The sequence below is a fragment of the Streptomyces sp. MS06 genome, from assembly GCF_047200655.1.
Classification (GTDB): domain Bacteria; phylum Actinomycetota; class Actinomycetes; order Streptomycetales; family Streptomycetaceae; genus Streptomyces.
Map to the genome: position 1 here is coordinate 57,732 of NZ_JBJZOJ010000020.1, position 18,472 is coordinate 76,203.

The 18,472-nt window shown below is 75.5% G+C and carries 14 protein-coding genes; 8 read left to right on the top strand and 6 right to left on the bottom strand.

Annotation, left to right across the window (positions count from 1 at the left end; translation table 11 throughout):
* Positions 1 to 37 precede the first annotated feature (37 nt).
* The gene (locus tag ACL02U_RS13530) at positions 38 to 2,269 is read left to right on the top strand and encodes a hypothetical protein (RefSeq protein ID WP_412791059.1); all 2,232 of its coding nucleotides are present in this window, start codon (positions 38 to 40) and stop codon (positions 2,267 to 2,269) included.
* A 138-nt stretch (positions 2,270 to 2,407) separates the two neighbouring features.
* On the opposite strand, the gene ACL02U_RS13535 is transcribed toward ACL02U_RS13530, so the two are convergent.
* The 4 genes from ACL02U_RS13535 to ACL02U_RS13550 form a co-directional block, all read right to left on the bottom strand.
* Positions 2,408 to 4,855, bottom strand: coding sequence for a right-handed parallel beta-helix repeat-containing protein (locus ACL02U_RS13535; protein ID WP_412791019.1), 2,448 nt, complete (start codon positions 4,853 to 4,855; stop codon positions 2,408 to 2,410).
* A gap of 151 nt (positions 4,856 to 5,006) precedes the next feature.
* Complete coding sequence (locus tag ACL02U_RS13540; protein WP_412791020.1) at positions 5,007 to 5,612, bottom strand: hypothetical protein; 606 nt, start codon at positions 5,610 to 5,612, stop codon at positions 5,007 to 5,009.
* Between the two features lie 419 nt (positions 5,613 to 6,031).
* A complete protein-coding gene (locus ACL02U_RS13545; protein WP_412791021.1) occupies positions 6,032 to 6,859 on the bottom strand; it encodes an MOSC domain-containing protein in 828 nt (275 codons plus the stop codon).
* 49 nt (positions 6,860 to 6,908) lie between these two features.
* Entirely contained in the window at positions 6,909 to 7,370 is a 462-nt protein-coding gene (locus ACL02U_RS13550) for a DUF6643 family protein (RefSeq protein WP_412791022.1), read from the bottom strand.
* A 292-nt stretch (positions 7,371 to 7,662) separates the two neighbouring features.
* On the opposite strand from ACL02U_RS13550, the gene ACL02U_RS13555 reads away from it, so the two are divergent.
* Positions 7,663 to 8,970, top strand: a complete 1,308-nt coding sequence (locus tag ACL02U_RS13555; protein ID WP_412791060.1) for a TerD family protein — start codon at positions 7,663 to 7,665, stop codon at positions 8,968 to 8,970.
* Positions 8,971 to 9,090: 120 nt separating this feature from the next.
* On the opposite strand, the gene ACL02U_RS13560 is transcribed toward ACL02U_RS13555, so the two are convergent.
* Positions 9,091 to 10,266 (bottom strand): glycosyltransferase, encoded by a 1,176-nt coding sequence (locus ACL02U_RS13560; protein ID WP_412791023.1) that lies wholly within the window; start codon positions 10,264 to 10,266, stop codon positions 9,091 to 9,093.
* 57 nt (positions 10,267 to 10,323) lie between these two features.
* On the opposite strand from ACL02U_RS13560, the gene ACL02U_RS13565 reads away from it, so the two are divergent.
* Positions 10,324 to 11,109 carry a glutamate racemase gene (locus tag ACL02U_RS13565; protein ID WP_412791024.1) on the top strand — a complete coding sequence of 262 codons (786 nt, stop codon included), beginning with the start codon at positions 10,324 to 10,326 and terminating at the stop codon, positions 11,107 to 11,109.
* 81 nt (positions 11,110 to 11,190) lie between these two features.
* A complete protein-coding gene (locus ACL02U_RS13570) occupies positions 11,191 to 11,736 on the top strand; it encodes a hypothetical protein (protein ID WP_412791025.1) in 546 nt (181 codons plus the stop codon).
* Positions 11,737 to 11,766: 30 nt separating this feature from the next.
* Here ACL02U_RS13570 and ACL02U_RS13575 read toward each other — a convergent pair whose 3' ends face one another.
* Entirely contained in the window at positions 11,767 to 12,834 is a 1,068-nt protein-coding gene (locus tag ACL02U_RS13575) for an O-antigen ligase family protein (protein WP_412791026.1), read from the bottom strand.
* Between the two features lie 526 nt (positions 12,835 to 13,360).
* On the opposite strand from ACL02U_RS13575, the gene lnt reads away from it, so the two are divergent.
* The 4 genes from lnt to ACL02U_RS13595 all read left to right on the top strand — a co-directional run bounded on the left by lnt (position 13,361) and on the right by ACL02U_RS13595 (position 18,434).
* The gene (gene lnt, locus ACL02U_RS13580; RefSeq protein ID WP_412791027.1) at positions 13,361 to 14,986 is read left to right on the top strand and encodes an apolipoprotein N-acyltransferase; all 1,626 of its coding nucleotides are present in this window, start codon (positions 13,361 to 13,363) and stop codon (positions 14,984 to 14,986) included.
* Positions 14,987 to 15,031: 45 nt separating this feature from the next.
* On the top strand, positions 15,032 to 15,511 hold the full coding sequence (locus ACL02U_RS13585; protein WP_412791028.1) for an NUDIX hydrolase: 480 nt from the start codon (positions 15,032 to 15,034) through the stop codon (positions 15,509 to 15,511).
* A gap of 54 nt (positions 15,512 to 15,565) precedes the next feature.
* A complete protein-coding gene (locus ACL02U_RS13590) occupies positions 15,566 to 16,372 on the top strand; it encodes a 3-hydroxybutyrate dehydrogenase (RefSeq protein WP_412791029.1) in 807 nt (268 codons plus the stop codon).
* Between the two features lie 109 nt (positions 16,373 to 16,481).
* Positions 16,482 to 18,434 carry a helix-turn-helix domain-containing protein gene (locus tag ACL02U_RS13595; RefSeq protein ID WP_412791030.1) on the top strand — a complete coding sequence of 651 codons (1,953 nt, stop codon included), beginning with the start codon at positions 16,482 to 16,484 and terminating at the stop codon, positions 18,432 to 18,434.
* The last annotated feature ends 38 nt before the right edge of the window (positions 18,435 to 18,472 follow it).

Below are 18,472 nucleotides of genomic sequence, written 5' to 3' on the forward strand. Positions count from 1 at the left end.
CCTGGTCCACGGCGTGGGCGGCACCACACCCGAGAAGATGCTGAACGATCCGCGCACGGTGCGGATCACCGGCGACGACACCGCCGCCGTCTTCCGCCGCGCGGTCGACGTCGACGCCGAGTCACACCCCGGGGAGCACCGGGGACGCCCGATCCCCGAGGCGTACGTCTGGTGCAACCTCACCTCCGGCAACAGCAGCCGGGCACTGTGGCTCTTACTGCTGCCGTTCATGGTCGTCAACCTCGCCCACTGGATGCGCCCAGGCGCCGACGACCGCTCCCGCACGGCGCGCCTGTACGGGCTGCTGGTGCGGCTCGCCGGACTGACCCTGACGGTGCTCTTCGCGGCGGCCGCCTGCGAGGTGGCCCTCGACCTCTCCGCCTGGCAGTGCGCGGGCACTCCCGCCTGCGTCGCCGGGCACTCCTGGCTGGGTTTCCTGGCGCCCGCCGGCCACGGTGGCGGCGGCTGGTGGAGCCTGCCAGGGCGCCGCCTCGCCCTCGCCGCGCTGGTGCCGACCGCACTGACCGGCCTGCTGTGGTACCTCTCCCGCCGCACCTGGGCCGCCTACGAGTCCCAACTGCCGCTGACCGGCCCCCGGCAGCCCGAGGCGGCGGAGCGTCCCCCCGCCCTCGGCCGCCCCGGCTTCTGGTACGGGCGCCGGCTGGTCGCCCGGCTGCGCGCCGCCCACACCGCCGCCGGGCTGCTGACGGTGGCCGCGGCGGTCGGCACCTCGGCGGCCCGATTCGACCGGCGGCCCGGCGGTCCCCTCACCCTGGACGTCCTCGGCCGGCTCCTGGAGGCGGCCCTGGTCGCCGGCGCCGCCGTCGTCCTGGCGGTGGTCTGCCGACGGGGCCGCACCGAGGACCGGCTCGACCGTGCCCTCGACGCCCCGCTGGTGCGCGGGCTGCCGCTCGGCGCACTCGCCCTGCTCCTGCTCACCGCCGTCTACGCCGGCTGGGACCGCCCCGGGTGGCAGTCGGCGGGGAGGCTCCCGGGGTACTCGGCCTTCGGCGGCCTGACGCTGCTGCAGGGGCTGCTGGTGGTCGCGCTGGCCGCGGTCGCCGGCCTGCTGCACCGGGCGAGCCCGGACCCGCGCGCCGCGATGCGGGGGCAGGGCGGACCGGCCACCGCCCTGCTGGCCTGCGCGCTGGGCGGTGTGATGTCCGGCGGGGTCTGCCAGCGGGTCGCCGACTGGCTCGACGGCACCCGCTCCTCCATCCCCGGCGCGCCCTCCCTGCTGACCTGGCAGGCCTCCGCCATCCCCCCGCTGCTGCTGGTGCTGCTCGTGCTGAGCGCCTGGCTGGCCCGGCGCACCTGGGCACTGCGCCGGGCCGAGACGGCCGCGGTGGACCGCGACTACCCCGGGCACCCCGAGGACCCCGCCCGCACCCGGCACATCGCCACCGCCCGGGCGACCGCCGCACTCACCGACCGGGGGCCGCTCCTCATCGCCGTCACCTCCGCCACCACCCTGCTGCTGGGCGCCGGGGCGGTGGGCGGCGCGCTGGCCACCGGCAAGGACCCGTCCGCCGCCGCGCACGCCGCGCCGGCGTTCCTCGCGGGAGCGGCGCAGACCGCGCAGGCGCTCGGCTCCTGGCTGATAGGGCTCGGCTTCCTGCTGTTCGTCACCGCGGGCCGGCGCGCCTACCAGGACACCTCCGCCCGGCGCACCATCGGCATCCTGTGGGACGTCGGCACCTTCTGGCCCCGTGCCGCGCACCCCTTCGCCCCGCCCTGCTACGCGGAGCGCGCCGTACCCGACCTGACCTGGCGCATCGCCACCTGGACCCGCGCCACCGGCGGACGCCTGGTGCTCTCCGGGCACTCCCAGGGCAGCGTGCTCGCCGCCGCCGCGGCCTGGCAGCTCCAACCGTCCGTGCGGGGAAGAGTGGCGCTGCTGACGTACGGGTGCCCGCTGGAACGGCTCTACGGCCGCTGGTTCCCCGCCCACTTCGGCCCGGACGCACTCGGCTCGCTGCACCGCGAGGCCGACTGCTGGCGGAACCTGTACCGCCTGACCGACCCCATCGGCGGTCCGGTGCGCCCGGCCGGCGAGGACGAACCGGTCGTGGACCGGCCGCCGTTGAAGGACCCGCTCACCTTCGGCCGTACCGAACGGCACCCGCTGCCCGCGCCGATCCTCGGCCACTCCGACTACCAGGCGGACCCCGCCTTCGCCGAGGAACGGGAGCGGCTGCTGGCCCGGCTGCGGCCGGAGGTGCCCGCGCCCAGGCCGCAGGACCAGCAGCAACCCGCGGACGACGGCTGACGGCGGCGCCGGACGGATCCGGCGGCCGGCCCGGCCCGGCCCGGCCACCGGCGGGGGGCCGAGGTCTCCCGCGCCGCGGGACCCGCGCGGTCCTACCGCAGGGGCCACAGCAGCGGACCGGGCGGGCGGCCCGGCGGATCAGGGCAGCTCGGGCAGGTCCTCCGGGTGGAGCAGCGTCAGGTCGTCGGTGCTCGGTTCGGTCAGCCGGGCGACCCGGCCCGCATGCCGTTCGACCATCGCCTCGAAGGTCTGCCGGGCAGTGCGGCCGTTCCCGAACGCCGGCCCCTTGGGGAAGGCGGTGAAGTACTTCAGCAGCGCTTCCGCGGTGCCGGGCGCGGGCCGGTACTCCTGCTCCTCCGCCTGCTGCTCCACGATGCGGAGCAGTTCCTCGGGACCGTAGTCGCCGAAGGTGATGGTGCGGGAGAACCGCGACGCCACGCCCGGGTTGACGGACAGGAAGCGCTCCATCTCCGCCGTGTAGCCGGCCACGATCACCACCACGGCGTCCCGGTGGTCCTCCATCAGTTTCACCAGGGTGTCGATGGCCTCCTTGCCGAAGTCCCGCCCGGCGTCCTCGGGTGACAGGGCGTACGCCTCGTCGATGAACAGCACTCCGCCGCGGGCCGCATCGAAGGCCTCCTGGGTGCGGATCGCCGTGGAGCCGATGTGCTCGCCGACCAGGTCGACCCGGGAGACCTCGACGAGGTGGCCCTTCTCCAGCACCCCGAGGGCGGCCAGGATCTCGCCGTAGAGGCGCGCCACCGTGGTCTTACCGGTCCCCGGGGAGCCGGTGAAGACCAGATGCCGCCGCACCGAGGCGGCCTTGAGGCCGGCCTGCTGCCGCCGCCGGCCCACCTCGATCATGTCGGTGAGGGCGCGGACCTCGCGTTTGACGCTGTCCAGGCCCACCAGCGCGTCCAGTTCACCGAGGACCGCCTTGCTGGTACGCGCCGGCGGCGTGTCGGCCACGGGGGGCGTGTCGGCCGGTGCGGCGGGGGCTGGGCGCGGAGTGGGCACCGGGCTCAGCAGCCCGGTCTGCGGCGGGGCCGTCTGCACGGCCGGTTCGGGAAGAACAGGGCCGCCCGGGACCGCGCTCTCGTCGCTGGTGCAGTCCTCCACCACGGGCCTGGAGACGGCGTCGGAGACGGTGTCGGGGCCGCCGTCCGCGAACTGGTAGCCGCCGCGGGCGCAGCGCTCGGTGCGGCACCTGCGCAGTGTGGTGCGGCAGCCGTCGATGACATGGAAGCCGTAGCCGCCGCTGCCGGTCACCCGGCAGTGCAGGAAGCTGCCGCGGCCTTCGGCGGAGACGTAGAACCCGGCCTCGGCGGGGGAGTCGACCGTGCAGCGTTCGACGGTGGGGTCGGCGCCCTTCGTGACGATCACACCGGTCTGGGTGCCGGCCACCGTGCAGTTGGCCAGGGTGCCGCCGCTGCCGTGGTCACGGAACCACGCCCCGGTGGCCGCGTCCCGGACCCGGCAGTCGTCGAGTTGGACGGTCGCGCCGTCGCTGACCGACACCGCGGTGCTGCGCACCTGGAAGAGGTCGCTGTCGACGACGTCCGCCCGCGAGCCGCGGTCCAGGACGAACAGGGCGTCCGGCACGTCGTGCACCCGGCAGGAGTCGAGCACCGCGGTGGCGCCGTCGCTGATCCACACGGCCGGGTAGTCGCCGGTGCTGTCGAAGATCTCGCACTGGTTGGCGTCCACCCGGGTGCCCGGGTCCCACACCGACAGGCCGTTCCGGCCGAACTGGCGCACCGTGGTGCGGGTCAGCGTGAGCACCGAACGCGAGCGCAGATCGACCGCGTTCTCGGGGATGTCGTGGATGCGGCAGTCGGCCAGCGTCAGCACGGCGTCGGTGTCGAGGGTGACGCCGTCGGCGTTGGTGCGGTGCACGTCGCAGTCGGTGAGGTGCGCGGTGGCCCGGCCGGTGACGTGCACGCCGCTCTCGCGGACCTCGTACACCTCGCAGCGCACCGCCTCCAGCGCGGTCTCCTCGCCGGTCACGCTGAGCCCGACACCCGCCGCGTGGTGCACCCGGCAGCCGTCCAGGCGCGGGTGCGCGCCGCCGTGCGCAGCGACCCCCGCCTGGCCGGCCGCGACCACCTCGCAGTCCTCGAAGACCCCGCCGCCCCCGCCGACGACGGCGATGCCGATGCCCGCGGGGTTGTCCACGGTGCAGCGCCGAAGCGTCGGCCGTGCCGGGCCGCGGACCTCGATCCCTGCGGCGGAGCGGGTCACCACCCGGATGTCCCTCAGCTCCGGAGTGCCGTCCTTGACGAGGAGCGCCGGAGCGGCCGCGTCCTGGCCCTCCACGTGCAGGTCCTGGAGCACCGCCGAGGCGAGCACGGTCAGCGGCACGCCGTCCGGGGGCGCGATCCGTACGCTGCCCGAGGAACCCTCCGGGCCGCGCAGGGTGATCGCCCGCCGCACGACGAGGTTCTCCCGGTAGGTGCCGGGGGCGATGGTGAGCACGTCACCGTCCGCCGCGGCCTCCAGGGCGGCGGCGAGCGAAGCGTACTCGTCCGTGCGGCGCCGCCACCGCGATGTGCCGGTCTGCGTCACCTGGACCGTGCCCTGTGCCATGCGTTGCCGTGCCCCCACCTCGTCGTACTGATGGCTCGTTCGCCTCCGGGGCGCCACGGTGGCTCCCTCATCGGCGGGATGGTGCCGAAGAGTTCGGCCGGTCCACCGTAGCGTGCGCGGGGCCCGCGAGGTGAGCGGAGGCGCCAGGCGGTCAGCTCCCGGTGCCCGTCCTGCCCCAGTCCGGGCCCGCCCGGCCCCAAGCCCGGTCCCAGTGTGCGTACCTGCGGCGGACGAGCAGCCCGAGCACCAGTCGACGGCCGAGCACCACCCCGCCGGCGGCCAGCAGCGCCACGCCGAGACCGGCGAGGACGGCGTGCATCGTCGCCGTCGCGGCGTCCAGTGGGCGGGCCACCGTGTTCCCGTGGCTGTCGGTCCATATCGCGAAGCGGTCGCCCCGCCGCGGCTTCTCCAGCGGGGCGATGAGCGGCCCCTCGTGGCGCAGCCCGTCGGGGGCGGTCCAGTCGGCCACGACCCGGCTGCGCAGCACGCGCAGGGCAGCCGACCCGGGATCGGCCTCGGGTGCGGAACTCCCCGTCTCCCGCACCACGGTGGCCGTCACCAGATGGCGCGTCCGGTGCTGCGCACGGACCGTCCGCTGCAGGGAGTCCTGGGCACTCCGACCGGTCAGCACGCCCGTCACCGGAGCGGCGACGGCGACCAGCAGCAGTGCCACCAGCGCCAGCCAGGCCTCGGCCAGGTCCGTCGCACGGCACAGCGGGTTGCGCCGCCAGCGCCAGAGTCCGCTGATCACTCGCACCGTCCTGCACCCCCTTCCCGGTCCCGGGTAACCGCTGCGGAGCCGCTCATGCGGGGAAGGGCGGAGGGGAGTGCGACATCGCGACATCACCTCCGCTCCGCCGGGCCGAGCGACAACCTCTCACCAGCCCCCAACGACCGGACCGGGCGGCGGGGTTCCCACCGCCTCCCCCGTACGGCGGGGTGCGGCCCGGCAGCCGTTCGGTATGGACGTGGCCCGGCACGCCCCGACCTCCGCCGTTGCCCCGGGCTGGTGCTGACGGGGTGTCGGGGCCGCCGGTGGACCGGTCGCCCGAGGGCACGCCGCTGGTTCAGTCGACCGCCACGGTCCGGAGGCGCCGCGGACGTGGCAGGACCCACCCGACACCGCGGGCCCTCAACGGCGCGGTGGGCGGGAACCTCCCCCAGGGGGAGAGGATGTCAACGGTCCAGGGCCCTGACCGGGTCGCCCACCCGTACCGTTCCGACGCTCACCGGCACCAGGTTCTGGCCGAACAGCAGCCTGCCGCCGACCCGGCGGTGCCGGGCCAGGGTGTGCAGCGGCTCCCTGCCGCGCGCGGCGGTCCCCTGGTCGGTGGTGGTCACGACGCAGCGGGCGCACGCCTCGGCGACCCGGAAGACGACCTCCCCGACGGCGAGTCGCGTCCAGCCGTCCTCGGCCCACGGCGCCGTACCGGACACCACGAGGTTGGGCCGGAAGCGGTCCATCGGCAGGGGGCCCTCGGACGCCTGCCCGCCCTGCGCGATCAGCGCGTTGAGGGCCGTCAGCGAGGCGGTGGCGGTGAGCAGGAGGGGAAACCCGTCGGCGAAGGAGACGGTTTCACCGGTACGGGCGTGAGCGGGGTCGAGCGGACGGCGCGTGGCCGGATCGTCCAGGTGGACGAGGCGCACCCGGGCGCCGAGGAAGCGGCCGGCCCAGGCGTGCGCGGCCGGATCGGCTAGGACCGCCTCCACCCTGTCGCCGAATACGTCGACCGTGACGGTGTCCGCGGACCCGGGGACGGGCACGTCCAACGGCGCGGTGCCGGGCGCGGACAGCCGGAGTCCGCCGCCGGGCCGGAGCACGGCGCGGGCCTGTCCGAGACGCGGCTGCCCGCGCTGGGTGACGACCTTTCCCCCGTCGTCGACGAGAACCCAGCGCCGGTCCCCGGCCAGCCCCCACGGCTCCACCGCGGCCTCCCGGAGCGACAGGGCCCGGAACGCCTTGACCGGGTGGACGTGTATCGACTGCAGCCGAGCACTACCCATCGCCTCGTCATGCCGGCAGGGCCGGTGAGGCGCGGGTCGCGCGGACGGGTCAGTAGCCGCGGTACTGCTGCCCGTTGTACGGATCCTGGTAGGGAGCCGCGGCGGGGCGGGGAGCCGCGGGGCGCATCGCCTCGTAGCCCGTGCCCGCGCCGGGTGCCACCGGCCGCTGCGGCTGCGCCATCGGGCGCGGCTGCTGCTGCGGATGCGGGCCGGGGTAGCCGCGCGGGGCGGTCGCCTGCTGCGGAATGTACGGTGCGGGCGCCTGCTGCATCGGTGCGGGCTGCGGCGACTGCGGGTAGCCGTAGGCGGACTGGGACGGGGCCGACGGCAGGGCGGGGAGTGCCGACGGCAGGGCCGGCAGCGAACTGCCGGGCATGTCGTACGCGGAGGGGACCCGGATCGGGGCGATCTGCGGAGTGCCCCGCTCGGCGACGAGCGAGTCGTAGATCGGGGTGTCCGGGAAGGAGGCGGAGTAGTAGCCGCCGCCATAAGTGGAGCGGGGGGAGGTCATGGCACATAAGTTAAGCCCACGATGTGCTGGTTGGGGAGACCGATAAGAGGGTTCTTTTCCGAGCCGCGGGTGACCCGGGATGCGCAATGCGAGCGAACGTGGGAAAAAGGGGCGCCAAGTCGGGTTCGGATCGGGTAAAGAGCGAGTTCCGGCAGGGTTACCGGCGGTCGCGCCGTTGCCGCACCCCTCCCCGGCGCGGGCGGCGCGCCGGAATAGGTTGGCCGGGTAGGCATTCCGGCGGAGTGCCGGGACCCGCCCGGCACCGGTCACCAAGATGGGGGCGGACATGTCAATGTCGAAAGGGTCGAATGTTCCGGTGCCGGCGACGGCACTGCGCGTCGAACTGGGATGGCGTTCCGGACCGGGCGTGCCCGACGCGGACGCCTCCGCCCTGCTGCTGGTCGGCGGCAAGGTCCGCTCCGACGGCGACTTCGTCTTCTACAACCAGTCCGCGCACGTTTCCGGGGCGGTCCGGCACGAGGGCAAGCGGGAGGCCGGCGAGTGGGTGACCGACTCGCTGCTGGTCGATCTCGCACGCGTGGAGGAGGCCGTGGAGACCGTGGTCCTGGCCGCCTCCGCCGACGGCGGCACCTTCGGCCAGGTGCCCGACCTCTATATCGAGGTCCGCGACGCTGCGCAGGGCACCGTCGCGGCCCGCTTCGACAGCACCGGCGCGTCGGTGGAGACCGCCTTCGTGCTGGGGGAGTTCTACCGCCGGCAGGGTTCCTGGAAGTTCCGGGCCGTCGGGCAGGGATACGACAGCGGACTGGAGGGTCTGGCCACCGACTTCGGTATCGCGGTGGACGAACCGCAGCACGCGGCGCCTCCGGCCGGCCCACCGGCCCCGCCCGCGCCTCCGGCCCCGCCCGCCGCCTACCCGCCGCCGTTCCCGCCCGTCCCCGGCGCGCCGCCCCCGCCCCCCGCCGCTTCCCCTGCCGTTCCCCCGGCGCCGGACCCCGCCGCGTCCCCGGTGCGGCTGACCAAGGTCACGCTGACCAAGTCGTCCCCCTCCGTGTCCCTCACCAAGCAGGGCGGCACCTCCGGCGCGCTGCGGGTCAACCTCAACTGGCGGATGCACGAACGACCCGCGGGCCGGATCGGCAGATGGGGCCGCGCCGCCGCCCCGGCCGATCTCGACCTGTGCGCCCTCTACGAACTCGCCGACGGCCGCAAAGGGGTCGTCCAGGCCCTGGGCAACGCCTTCGGCGCCCTGCACCGGCCGCCGTACATCCACCTCGACGGCGATGACCGCACCGGAGCCGTCGCGACCGGCGAGAACCTCACCGTCAACCTCGACCACCGGCAGGACCTCCGGCGCGTCCTGGTCTTCGTGACCGTCTACGAGGGCGCCCGCTCCTTCGCCGACCTGCACGCCACCGTCACGCTGCAGCCCCAGCACGGGGCCCCCGTCGAGTTCTCGCTCGACGAGTGCACGGTGCCCTCCACCGTGTGCGCCCTGGCGCTGCTCACCAACGAAGGCGGCGACCTCGTCGTACGGCGCGAGGCCCGCTACCTGGTCCCCGACCGAGGGGTGAGCCCGCAGCGGACCGTCGACCGCGCCTACGGCTGGGGCATGAACTGGACACCGGGCCGCAAGTGACCGCGCGCGCCGCGGGCGACCGTTGGGCCGCGGGCGACCGCCGGCTCCTCGACGCCGCCCGGGCCGCGGGCGGCCTCGAGGAGCCCGCAGGGGCGGCCCTCCGCCGTCAGTCCTCCGCCGTCAGCCCTCCTCGGGCAGCGCTCCCGGGCGCGCATAGGTGCGACCCTTCCACGCCGCACCGCGCCCCCGGTAGTGCTGCACCGCCGAGTCCACCGTCATCAGCAGGTACAGCAGCGCGGTGAACGGCAGCAGCGGGGCGAGCCACAGCGGCTGCCGGTAGTAGCGCAGCATGGGCGCGTACGTGCCGGCCATCACCAGCCACGCCAGAGCGCCGACGGCCGCCGCCGCGGAGCCGCCCGCCACGAGCCCCCAGGCCGCGGCGGTGGGCGGCACCAGGTACACCAGCGCCAGCCCGGCGACCGTGCCGAGCAGCAGCAGCGGGTTGTGCCGCAACTGCGCGTAGGCGCTGCGCGACACCATCCGCCACAGGTCCCGCAGCCGGGGGTACGGCCGCACGCTGTCGACCGTGTCGGCCAGGCCCAGCCAGATGCGGCCCCCGGTGCCCTTCACTGCGCGGGCGAGCGCCACGTCGTCGATGACGGAGTGACGGATGGCGTCCGGTACCCGGGCGCGTGCGGCGGCCTCCGCCCGCAGCAGGACGCAGCCCCCCGCCGCGGCAGCCGTCCGCCCGCCGCGGCGCCCGATCCACCGGAACGGGTAGAGCTGCGCGAAGAAGTAGACGAACGCGGGCACCACCAGCCGCTCCCACGGGCTCTCCACCCGCAGCCGCGCCATCAGCGAGACCAGGTCGAACCCGCCGGTCCGAGCCGCCGACACCAGCCGTCGCAGGCCGTCCGGGGCGTGCGCGATGTCGGCGTCCGTCAGCAGGAGGTACTCGGGCTCCCGCTCGCGGGCCAGTGCGATGCCGTGCCGTACGGCCCACAGCTTGCCCGTCCACCCGGCCGGCGGCTCGCCCGGAGAAACCACGGTCAGCGGCAGCCCGCCGTGCCGTCGCGCCAGTTCACCCGCCAGCGAGCCGGTGCCGTCCGTGCTGCCGTCGTCCACCAGGAAGATCTCGGCGGGCCCCGGATAGTCCTGCGCCAGCAGCGACGGGAGGCTCAACGGGAGCACCGCCGCCTCGTCCCGGGCCGGTACGACGACGCAGACCCGCGGCCAGCCGGCCGGGTCCCGCCGGGGCGGCAGCCGGACGTCCGTCCGCCAGAACAGGCCCTGGCCGAGCAGCAGCCACAGCCAGACCGCGAGGGAGACGACGGCAATCCACAGGAGGGCGCTCACCCGCGCAGTCTGCCCCACGGCGGCGGCCGGGACGAGGGCATCGACTATCGTGGCCGGGTGAAGATCGCGCTCATGGACTCCGGGATCGGTCTGCTGGCGGCCACCGCCGCGGTCCGGCGCCTGCGACCCGACGCCGACCTGGTGCTCTCACTCGACCCCGACGGCATGCCCTGGGGCCCGCGCACCCCCGAGGACCTCACGGCACGAGCCGTCGCGGTCGCCGAGGCCGCCGCGGCCCACCGCCCCGCCGCCCTCATCGTCGGCTGCAACACCGCCACCGTGCACGCCCTGCCGACGCTGCGGGCCCGGCTCGAGCCCGCGCTTCCGGTGGTCGGCACCGTACCGGCGATCAAGCCGGCCGCGGCCGGCGGCGGCCGCATCGCGATCTGGGCCACCCCCGCCACCACCGGCAGCGCCTACCAGCGGAACCTGATCCGCGATTTCGCGGACGGCGTCCGGGTGACCGAGGTGCCCTGCCACGGCCTGGCGGAGGCGGTCGAGCACGCCGACGCCACCGCGATCGAAGCGGCCGTCGTCGCGGCGGCCGCGCTGACCCCACCGGACGTCACCACCGTCGTCCTCGGGTGCACCCACTACGAGCTGGTCGCCGAGCGCATCCGGGCCGCGGTGCAGCGGCCGGGGCGCCCGCCGCTCGCGCTGCACGGCTCCGCCGGCGCGGTCGCCGCCCAGGCCCTGCGCCGCATCGGAGAGCGTCCCGATCCGCAGGCCCCGACCGCCGGCAGCCTCACCGTGCTGCTCAGCGGCCGCCGGGGCACTCTGCCCGAGGCGGCCCTGGCCTACGCCGAGGGCCGCGCGCTCGCCGCGGCCAGCCCCGCCGCCTGACCGGCGGCGGGCCGGGCGGGGCGGAGCGGTCACGCCGGGTGACGCGCTGTCGGCGCAGCGAAACATGAGTACCCTCGAGACATGAGGGACCAGCCCCACGGCAAGGACGCCGCTCCTTCCGCCATCTGGCACGGCCGGGCCACCAACCGCGCGCAGTGGCTCCTGGCGCTCGCCGGTGCCGCCTGTGTGGCGCTCGGTATCGAACTGGCCGTCGACTCGGACTGGGCCTCCGGCGCCGCCGACCTGGTGATCGCCGTCGTCGGCTGCATCGCGGCCGGTCTGCTGGTCCTCTTCGGCACCCTCGCCTTCGTGCACGTCGACCTCAGGCTGGACAAGGAGTCCGTCGAGGTGCGGTGCGGACACATGGGGGTGCCCCGGCGGCGCATCCCGCTGACCCATGTGGCGGGCGCCGACTTCGCGCCGAACGTCACCCCGCGTCACTGGGGCGGCTGGGGCTACCGCTGGCGGCCCGAGAAGGGCACCGCCGTCGTCGTGCGCCGCGGCGAGGGCGTGGTGCTGCGGCTGTGGGACGGCCACACCTTCACGATCACCGTGGACAACGCGGAATCGGCGGTCCGGGCCATCCGGGACCGCCTGCGGCCCGGTGCACCCGGAGCGGCGCACTGACCGGAGAGTGCCGGGTCCCGCCCCTCTCCCTCACCGCGCCGGCCGTTCACCGTCCGCGCGGGCCCGTGCCGCCTCCGGGGGACCGCCGTCGGTCAGGGGGCGCGCGGTCGCCAGTCCTGCCAGCAGGCCCGCGCCGACGGACACGGCGGTGAAGCTGAGGGCGTTGCCGACCGCCGCCACCGCGGCCACGGCCGTCAGGGCGGTGCCCGCGGTGAGGGCGACGGGAGTGGTCCGCGGGGTCCGCCACAGCGCGTACAGCACCCAGCAGAAGGCCGCCGCCAGCAGCAGCGCGCCGACGGCGCCCTGCTCGGCCGCCTGCTGAAGCGGCGCCGAGTGGGGTTTGCCGTCGGAGAGCAGGGTCTGTGCCGCGGTCGGGCTGAAGTCCTCGAAACGTGCCGGTCCCACCCCCGTACCGGACTCCTGCCGCGCCTGGTGCAGCGCGTCGCGCCAGAGCGCGAGGCGGTGGTCGGTGAGCCCGCCGTCGAGCGCCGAGGTCAGCCCGGTCGGCAGGGCGTCGGCCGCGGCGGCCCAGACCAGGCCGGCCACCAGGGCCGCGGTCATCGTCAGCGCGGCGAGACCCGGCCCGCGGTGCCGGACGCGGCCGGCGGCGAGGGAGGCGAGCAGCACGGCGGCGCAGGCGGCGACGGCCGGAGCCGGCGCCAGGGCGCCCGCCGCGACCGTGATCCCGGTGGCCAGCAGGCGCAGCGCCAGCCGCAGTGCCGGCGCGGCGGCGGCCCAGGCGGCACAGCAGGCGGCGCCGGTCGACAGGGTCAGCACGGCCGCCGTGGCGCCGGCGTGCCCGAGCGGTCCCAGGGGCTGCGGGCCGGGAACGAGGTCGGGCACCCACAGCACCAGGCCCAGTCCGGCCAGTGCCGCCGCGCACGGCGCCGCGACCGGCAGCAGCGCCCCGAAGATCCGCCCCGTGGCATGCCCGGCCGCCACGGCGAGCACGGCCAGCAGCACGCCTTCCGGGCGGCCGTCGTGCACCGCCGCCGTGATCACCGACCAGGCGGCACAGGCGCCCAGTACGACGAGACCCGCCGCGTCGGAAACGTTTCGCCCGTCGGCGTCCGCCTCCGCACCCGTGTGGGATGCCATGGAGCCGGCCCGCCCGCTCGCCGTGAAACCCACCTGCCCCCGACTCCGGTCGCCCCCGACCTGTGCAGGGACCCGGTCTCCGGGCCTCGTGGGCCGCGCCGGATCCGGGCTCACCGTAACGGGTCAGAAGGGATTTGTGGATGCGTTGCGCCCGGATGTGCAGGAAGCTGCTCCTGCGGTGACCGGCGGGGCCGGGCCCGCGCACCCTCCGTGTCGCCCCCGAGGGACCCGCCGTTCTCGTCCCGCACCCGAGGGACCGGCCGTCCGTTGTCCCGCACCCGAGGGGCCGGCCGTCCGTTGTCCCGCACCCGAGGGGCCGGCCGTCCGTTGTCGTCCCGCACCCGAGGGTCGGGGTCGGCCTTTCCCGTGCCGCCACGTGGCGCCGGTCGAGCTCCTCCGTGCTCCCCGCGGGCCCCCGTCCCGGCCGCCGGGCACCGCCACCGGTCTCCGCCCGGCGTCCGCCCGGCGTCCGCCGGCCACCGGACCGCGCTGTTCCGTTCCAGGTCACCCGCCGTACACTCCCGGAGTGACCGTCACCGCAACCTCCGTGGACCGCTCGGACCGTCCGGCCCCCGTCCGCGCCGCCCGCTCGCGCGGCGCGCGCCTGAGGCGCCTGGTCCCGGCCGCCGCTGCGGCGCTCTCCGGAGTGCTGCTCTACGTCAGCTTCCCGCCGCGCACCCTGTGGTGGCTGGCCCTGCCGGCCTTCGCCGTCCTCGGCCTGGTGCTGCGCGGCCGGAGCTGGAAGGCGGGGCTGGGCCTCGGCTACCTCTTCGGGCTCGGGTTCCTGCTGCCGCTGCTGGTGTGGACCGGCGTGGAGGTCGGGTCGGTGCCCTGGCTCGCCCTGAGCGCGGTCGAGGCCCTCTTCGTCGCCCTGGTCGGCGCCGGCATCGCCGCGGTGTCCCGGCTGCCGGCCTGGCCGCTCTGGGCGGCGGCCGTGTGGACGGCCGGCGAGGCGGCCCGCGCGCGGGTGCCGTTCGGCGGATTCCCCTGGGGCAAGATCGCGTTCGGGCAGGCGGACGGGGTCTTCCTGCCGCTCGCCGCCGTCGGCGGCACCCCGGTCCTCGGTTTCGCCGTCGTCCTGTGCGGCCTCGGACTCGGTGAGGCGGCCCGGCTCCTGCTCCGGCGGCGCCGCCCGGACCCGGTGCCCGTGCGCCGGGGTGCGGCGGTCGCCGCGCTGCTGAGCGTGGCCGTACCGGTGGTCGCCGCGGTGGCCGCCCGGCCCCTGGTCAGCGACGCGGCCGAGGACGGTACCGCGACCGTCGCCGTCATCCAGGGCAACGTGCCCCGGCTCGGCCTGGACTTCAACTCCCAGCGGCGGGCCGTGCTCGACTACCACGCGCGCGAGACGGAGCGCCTGGCCGCCGAGATCAAGGCGGGCAGGACGCCCCGCCCCGACTTCGTGCTGTGGCCGGAGAACTCCTCCGACGTCGATCCCTTCGCCTACCCCGACGCGGCCTACGTCATCGGCGAGGCGGCCCGCTCCGTCGGAGTGCCGATCTCCGTCGGCAGCGTCGTCGAGCGGGACGGCCGGCTCTACAACGAGCAGATCCTGTGGGACCCGCACAAGGGCCCCGTGCAGACCTACGACAAGCGCCGGATCCAGCCGTTCGGCGAGTACCTCCCGCTGCGCTCCCTCGTCGGCGCCGTGAACAGCGACTGGACCTCCATGGTCCACCAGGACTTCAGCGCCGGCCGCAAGCCCGGCGTGTTCACCGTCGGCCACACCAGGATCGGCCTCACCACCTGCTACGAGGCCGCCTTCGACGGGGTGGTGCGCGACACCGTCACCCACGGTGCCCAGATGATCTCCGTGCCGAGCAACAACGCGACCTTCGACCGCAGCGAGATGACCTACCAGCAGCTCGCCATGTCGCGGGTCAGGGCGGTCGAGCACAGCCGCACCGTCACCGTGCCGGTGACCAGCGGGGTCAGCGCGATCATCCTGCCGGACGGGACCATCACCCAGAAGACCGGCATGTTCGTCGCCGACCACCTGGTGCAGAAGGTGCCGCTGCGCTCCTCGCTGACCCCCGCCACCCGACTGGGCGCCCTCCCGGAACTCGCCCTGGTGCTGGTCGCCGCGGGCGGCCTCGGCTGGGCGGTCGGGGCGGGCGTCCGCCGGCGGCGCGGCACCGAGGAGGAGCAGGCCTGAGCCTCGCCCCGGCGGCACCGGGTCCGGCATGGTTAGGGTCGGCCCATGGCTATTCCCGACTTCATCCGCACCCTCCGCGCCTCCGCCGGTCGGCAACTGCTGTGGCTTCCCGGGGTCAGCGCCGTTGTCCTCGACGACGAGGGCAGAGTGCTGCTGGGCCGCCGGGCCGACAACGGACTGTGGTCGGTGATCGGCGGCATCCCCGAGCCCGGGGAGCAGCCCGCCGCCTGCGCGGTGCGGGAGGTGTACGAGGAGACGGCCGTGACCTGCGTCGCCGAGCGGGTCGTCTCGGTGCAGGCACTGCGCCCGGTCACCTACACCAACGGCGACCGGTGCCAGTACATGGACATCAGCTTCCGCTGCCGGGCCGTGGGCGGCCGGGCGCGCGTCAACGACGAGGAGTCCCTGGAGGTGGGCTGGTTCACGGTGGACGGCCTTCCGGAACTGAGCGAGTACGCGTTGTTCCGGATCAAGCAGGCGCTGTCCGACGGGCCTGCGTGGTTCGACCCCACCGCGCAGCCGTGAACTGTGGCGGGTGACCACATGGGGCGGTCCCGCGCCGCTGCCTAGGGTCGGCGCATGACCGCGCCCCGTGCCCTCGCCGGCCCCGCCCAAGCCGCCCCCGCACTCGACCTCGGCGGCCGCACCGCTCTCGTCACCGGCGCCGCCGGCGGTATCGGCCGCGCCTGCGCGCTGCGGCTGGCGGCCGCCGGAGCCGGCGTCCGGGCCGTGGACCGGGACACCGCGGGCCTGGAGGCACTGGCGGAACAGGCCGCCGGACTGCCGGGCCGCGTCGCACCCCACGTCCTGGACCTGACCGATCTGGAAGCAGCGGAACGGGCCGCGGCCGGTGTCGACATACTGGTCAACAACGCCGGAACACAGCTCGTGCGCCCGATCGAGGAGTTCCCGCCGGACGCCTTCCACACCCTCCTCACCGTGATGCTCGAAGCGCCCTTCCGGCTCATCCGCGGCGCGCTGCCCCACATGTACGCCCAGGGCTGGGGCCGCATCGTCAACATGTCCTCCGTGCACGGACTGCGCGCCTCCGCGTACAAGGCGGCGTACGTGTCCGCCAAGCACGGGCTGGAGGGCCTGTCCAAGACGGCCGCCCTCGAAGGCGCCGCCCACGGCGTCACCTCCAACTGCGTCAACCCCGGCTACGTGCGCACCCCGCTCGTGCAGCGCCAGCTCGCCGACCAGGCCGCGGCGCACGGCATTCCCGAGGAGCGCGTCCTGACCGAGGTGCTGCTGCGGGACAGCGCCGTCAAACGGCTCGTCGAACCGGAGGAGGTCGCCGAGGCCGTCGCCTACCTCTGCAGCCCGCCGGCCTCCTTCATGACCGGCGCCTCCCTGGTCCTCGACGGCGGGTGGACCGCGCACTGACCGCGCGCACTGACCGCGCGGGCGGACCGGTCGACCGGAAGCGGTGCGCCCGGTCGCGCCCGGATCCCGACCCTGACCGGAAGGCCCGGCCATGGGCCATGCTGGTGGCATGTCCCCCGATCACGTTCAGTCGGCCGAGCGCTCCGCCACCGGTGCCGACGCGGCACGGCACCGTGCCGAGGCGCCGTTTCTGGAACTGCTGGCCAGGGGCGTGGCGGCCGACGCCTACGAACAACCCGTGCTGCGGGCGCGCGCCGAGGGGCAGCCGCCCGAGCGGATAGCCGACCTGGAGCACGCCAAACTGCTCGCCCTGCGGGTGCGCGCCGAACTGGAGGGGCGGCGCCGCCGGGAGGCGGAGCTGTCGGCGCTGTTCGAGACCGCGCACGACCTGGCCGGACTCCGCGACCTCGACGCCGTCCTGCAGGCCATCGTGCACCGCGCCCGGTCGCTGCTGGGCACGGACGTCGCCTACCTCAGCCTCCACGACCGCGCCCGGGGAGACACCTACATGCGGGTCACCGAGGGATCGGTCGCGGCCCGCTTCCAGCAGCTCCGCCTGGGCATGGGCGAAGGGCTCGGCGGCCTCGTCGCGCAGACCGCCCGGCCCTACGTCACCGAGGACTACTTCCACGACGAGCGCTTCCAGCACACCACCGCGATCGACGCCGGAGTCCACGACGAGGGCCTGGTCGCCATCCTCGGCGTACCGCTGATGCTGGACGCCGACGTGATCGGCGTCCTGTTCGCGGCCGACCGACGCGCCCGGGTCTTCGAGCGGGAGCAGATCGCCCTGCTCGGATCGTTCGCCGCGCTCGCCGCGGCCGCCATCGACACCGCCAACCTCCTCACCGAGACCCGCTCGGCCCTCGCCGGCCTGGAACGGGCCAACGAGATCATCAGGGATCGCAGCGGCGTCATCGAACGCGCCTCCGAGGTCCACGACCGGCTGGCCGAACTCGTCCTGCGGGGCGGCGGAGTGCACGACGTGGCCGCCGCGGTGTCCGAGGTGCTGGACGGCGCGGTCGAGTTCGCCGAGGCGGACAGCGCGCCCGCGGAGGCGCTGGAGGCCTCCCGGGCGGACGGCCACGCCGTGCGGCACCGGGACGACTGGATCGCCGCCGTGGCGGCCGGCGGCGAACTGCTCGGCGCCCTCGTCCTGCGCGGCCACCCCGGACTCGACCCCGTCGACCAGCGCACCCTGGAACGCGCCGCGATGGTCACCTCGCTGCTGCTGCTCGCCCGGCGCTCCGCCGCCGAGGCCGAACAGCGGGTGCGCGGCGAACTCCTGGACGACCTGCTCGACGCCCGGCACCACGACCGGCGCCTGCTGCGGGCGCGCGCCGCGCGGCTCCAGGCCGACCTCGACGCCGTCCACGTCGTGCTCGCCGCCCGGCTGGACGGGCCCGCGGGCGACGCGGAGCAGGAGGCCGCGGCCCGCCGGCGCCTGTGGGCCGCCGCCTCCCACCTGGCCGCCACCGGGCAGGGACTGGCCTCCGCCCGCGACGGCGGCACGGTCCTGCTGCTGCCCCTGCCGCCCGGACGGACCGCGACCGACCTCGCCCGCCGCACCTCCCGGCAACTGGGCACCGCGCTCCACGAGCCGGTCACCGTGGGCGCCTCCGCCCCCGTCCGGCCCTTCAACCAGCAGCCCGACGCCATGGCCGCCGCCTACGCCGAGGGCAGCCGCTGCCTCGACGCCCTGCGCCTGCTCGGCCGCTCCGGGGACGGCGCCGCCGCGGAGGACTTCGGCTTCCTGGGCCTGCTGCTCGCGGGCGACCGCGACATCGCAGGTTTCGTGGACCGCACCATCGGCCAGGTGGTCCGCTACGACGGCCGCCGCGGCACCGAACTCCTGCGCACCCTGGAGGCCTACTTCGCCTGCGGCATGAGCCCCGCGCGCACCAAGGACGACCTGCACATCCACGTCAACACCGTCGCCCAGCGGCTGGAACGCATCGGCCGCCTGCTCGGCGACGACTGGCACCACCCGGAGCGCGTCCTGGAGATACAGCTCGCGCTGCGCCTGCACCGCCTCTCGAGCAGCGGCCCCCGCCGTCCGTGACCGCCGTCCGCGGCGGCACCGCCGCGACCCGCGGTCAC

Excerpts from the sequence above, each read along its gene's own strand:
- ACL02U_RS13545 (WP_412791021.1), bottom strand. The coding sequence starts at position 6,859 with ATGGGTAGTGCTCGGCTGCAGTCGATACACGTCCACCCGGTCAAGGCG.
- ACL02U_RS13575 (WP_412791026.1), bottom strand. The coding sequence starts at position 12,834 with ATGGCATCCCACACGGGTGCGGAGGCGGACGCCGACGGGCGAAACGTT.
- ACL02U_RS13585 (WP_412791028.1), top strand. The coding sequence starts at position 15,032 with ATGGCTATTCCCGACTTCATCCGCACCCTCCGCGCCTCCGCCGGTCGG.
- ACL02U_RS13550 (WP_412791022.1), bottom strand. The coding sequence starts at position 7,370 with ATGACCTCCCCCCGCTCCACTTATGGCGGCGGCTACTACTCCGCCTCC.
- ACL02U_RS13570 (WP_412791025.1), top strand. The coding sequence starts at position 11,191 with ATGAGGGACCAGCCCCACGGCAAGGACGCCGCTCCTTCCGCCATCTGG.
- ACL02U_RS13555 (WP_412791060.1), top strand. The coding sequence starts at position 7,663 with ATGTCGAAAGGGTCGAATGTTCCGGTGCCGGCGACGGCACTGCGCGTC.
- ACL02U_RS13535 (WP_412791019.1), bottom strand. The coding sequence starts at position 4,855 with ATGGCACAGGGCACGGTCCAGGTGACGCAGACCGGCACATCGCGGTGG.
- ACL02U_RS13595 (WP_412791030.1), top strand. The coding sequence starts at position 16,482 with ATGTCCCCCGATCACGTTCAGTCGGCCGAGCGCTCCGCCACCGGTGCC.
- ACL02U_RS13590 (WP_412791029.1), top strand. The coding sequence starts at position 15,566 with ATGACCGCGCCCCGTGCCCTCGCCGGCCCCGCCCAAGCCGCCCCCGCA.
- ACL02U_RS13530 (WP_412791059.1), top strand. The coding sequence starts at position 38 with ATGCTGAACGATCCGCGCACGGTGCGGATCACCGGCGACGACACCGCC.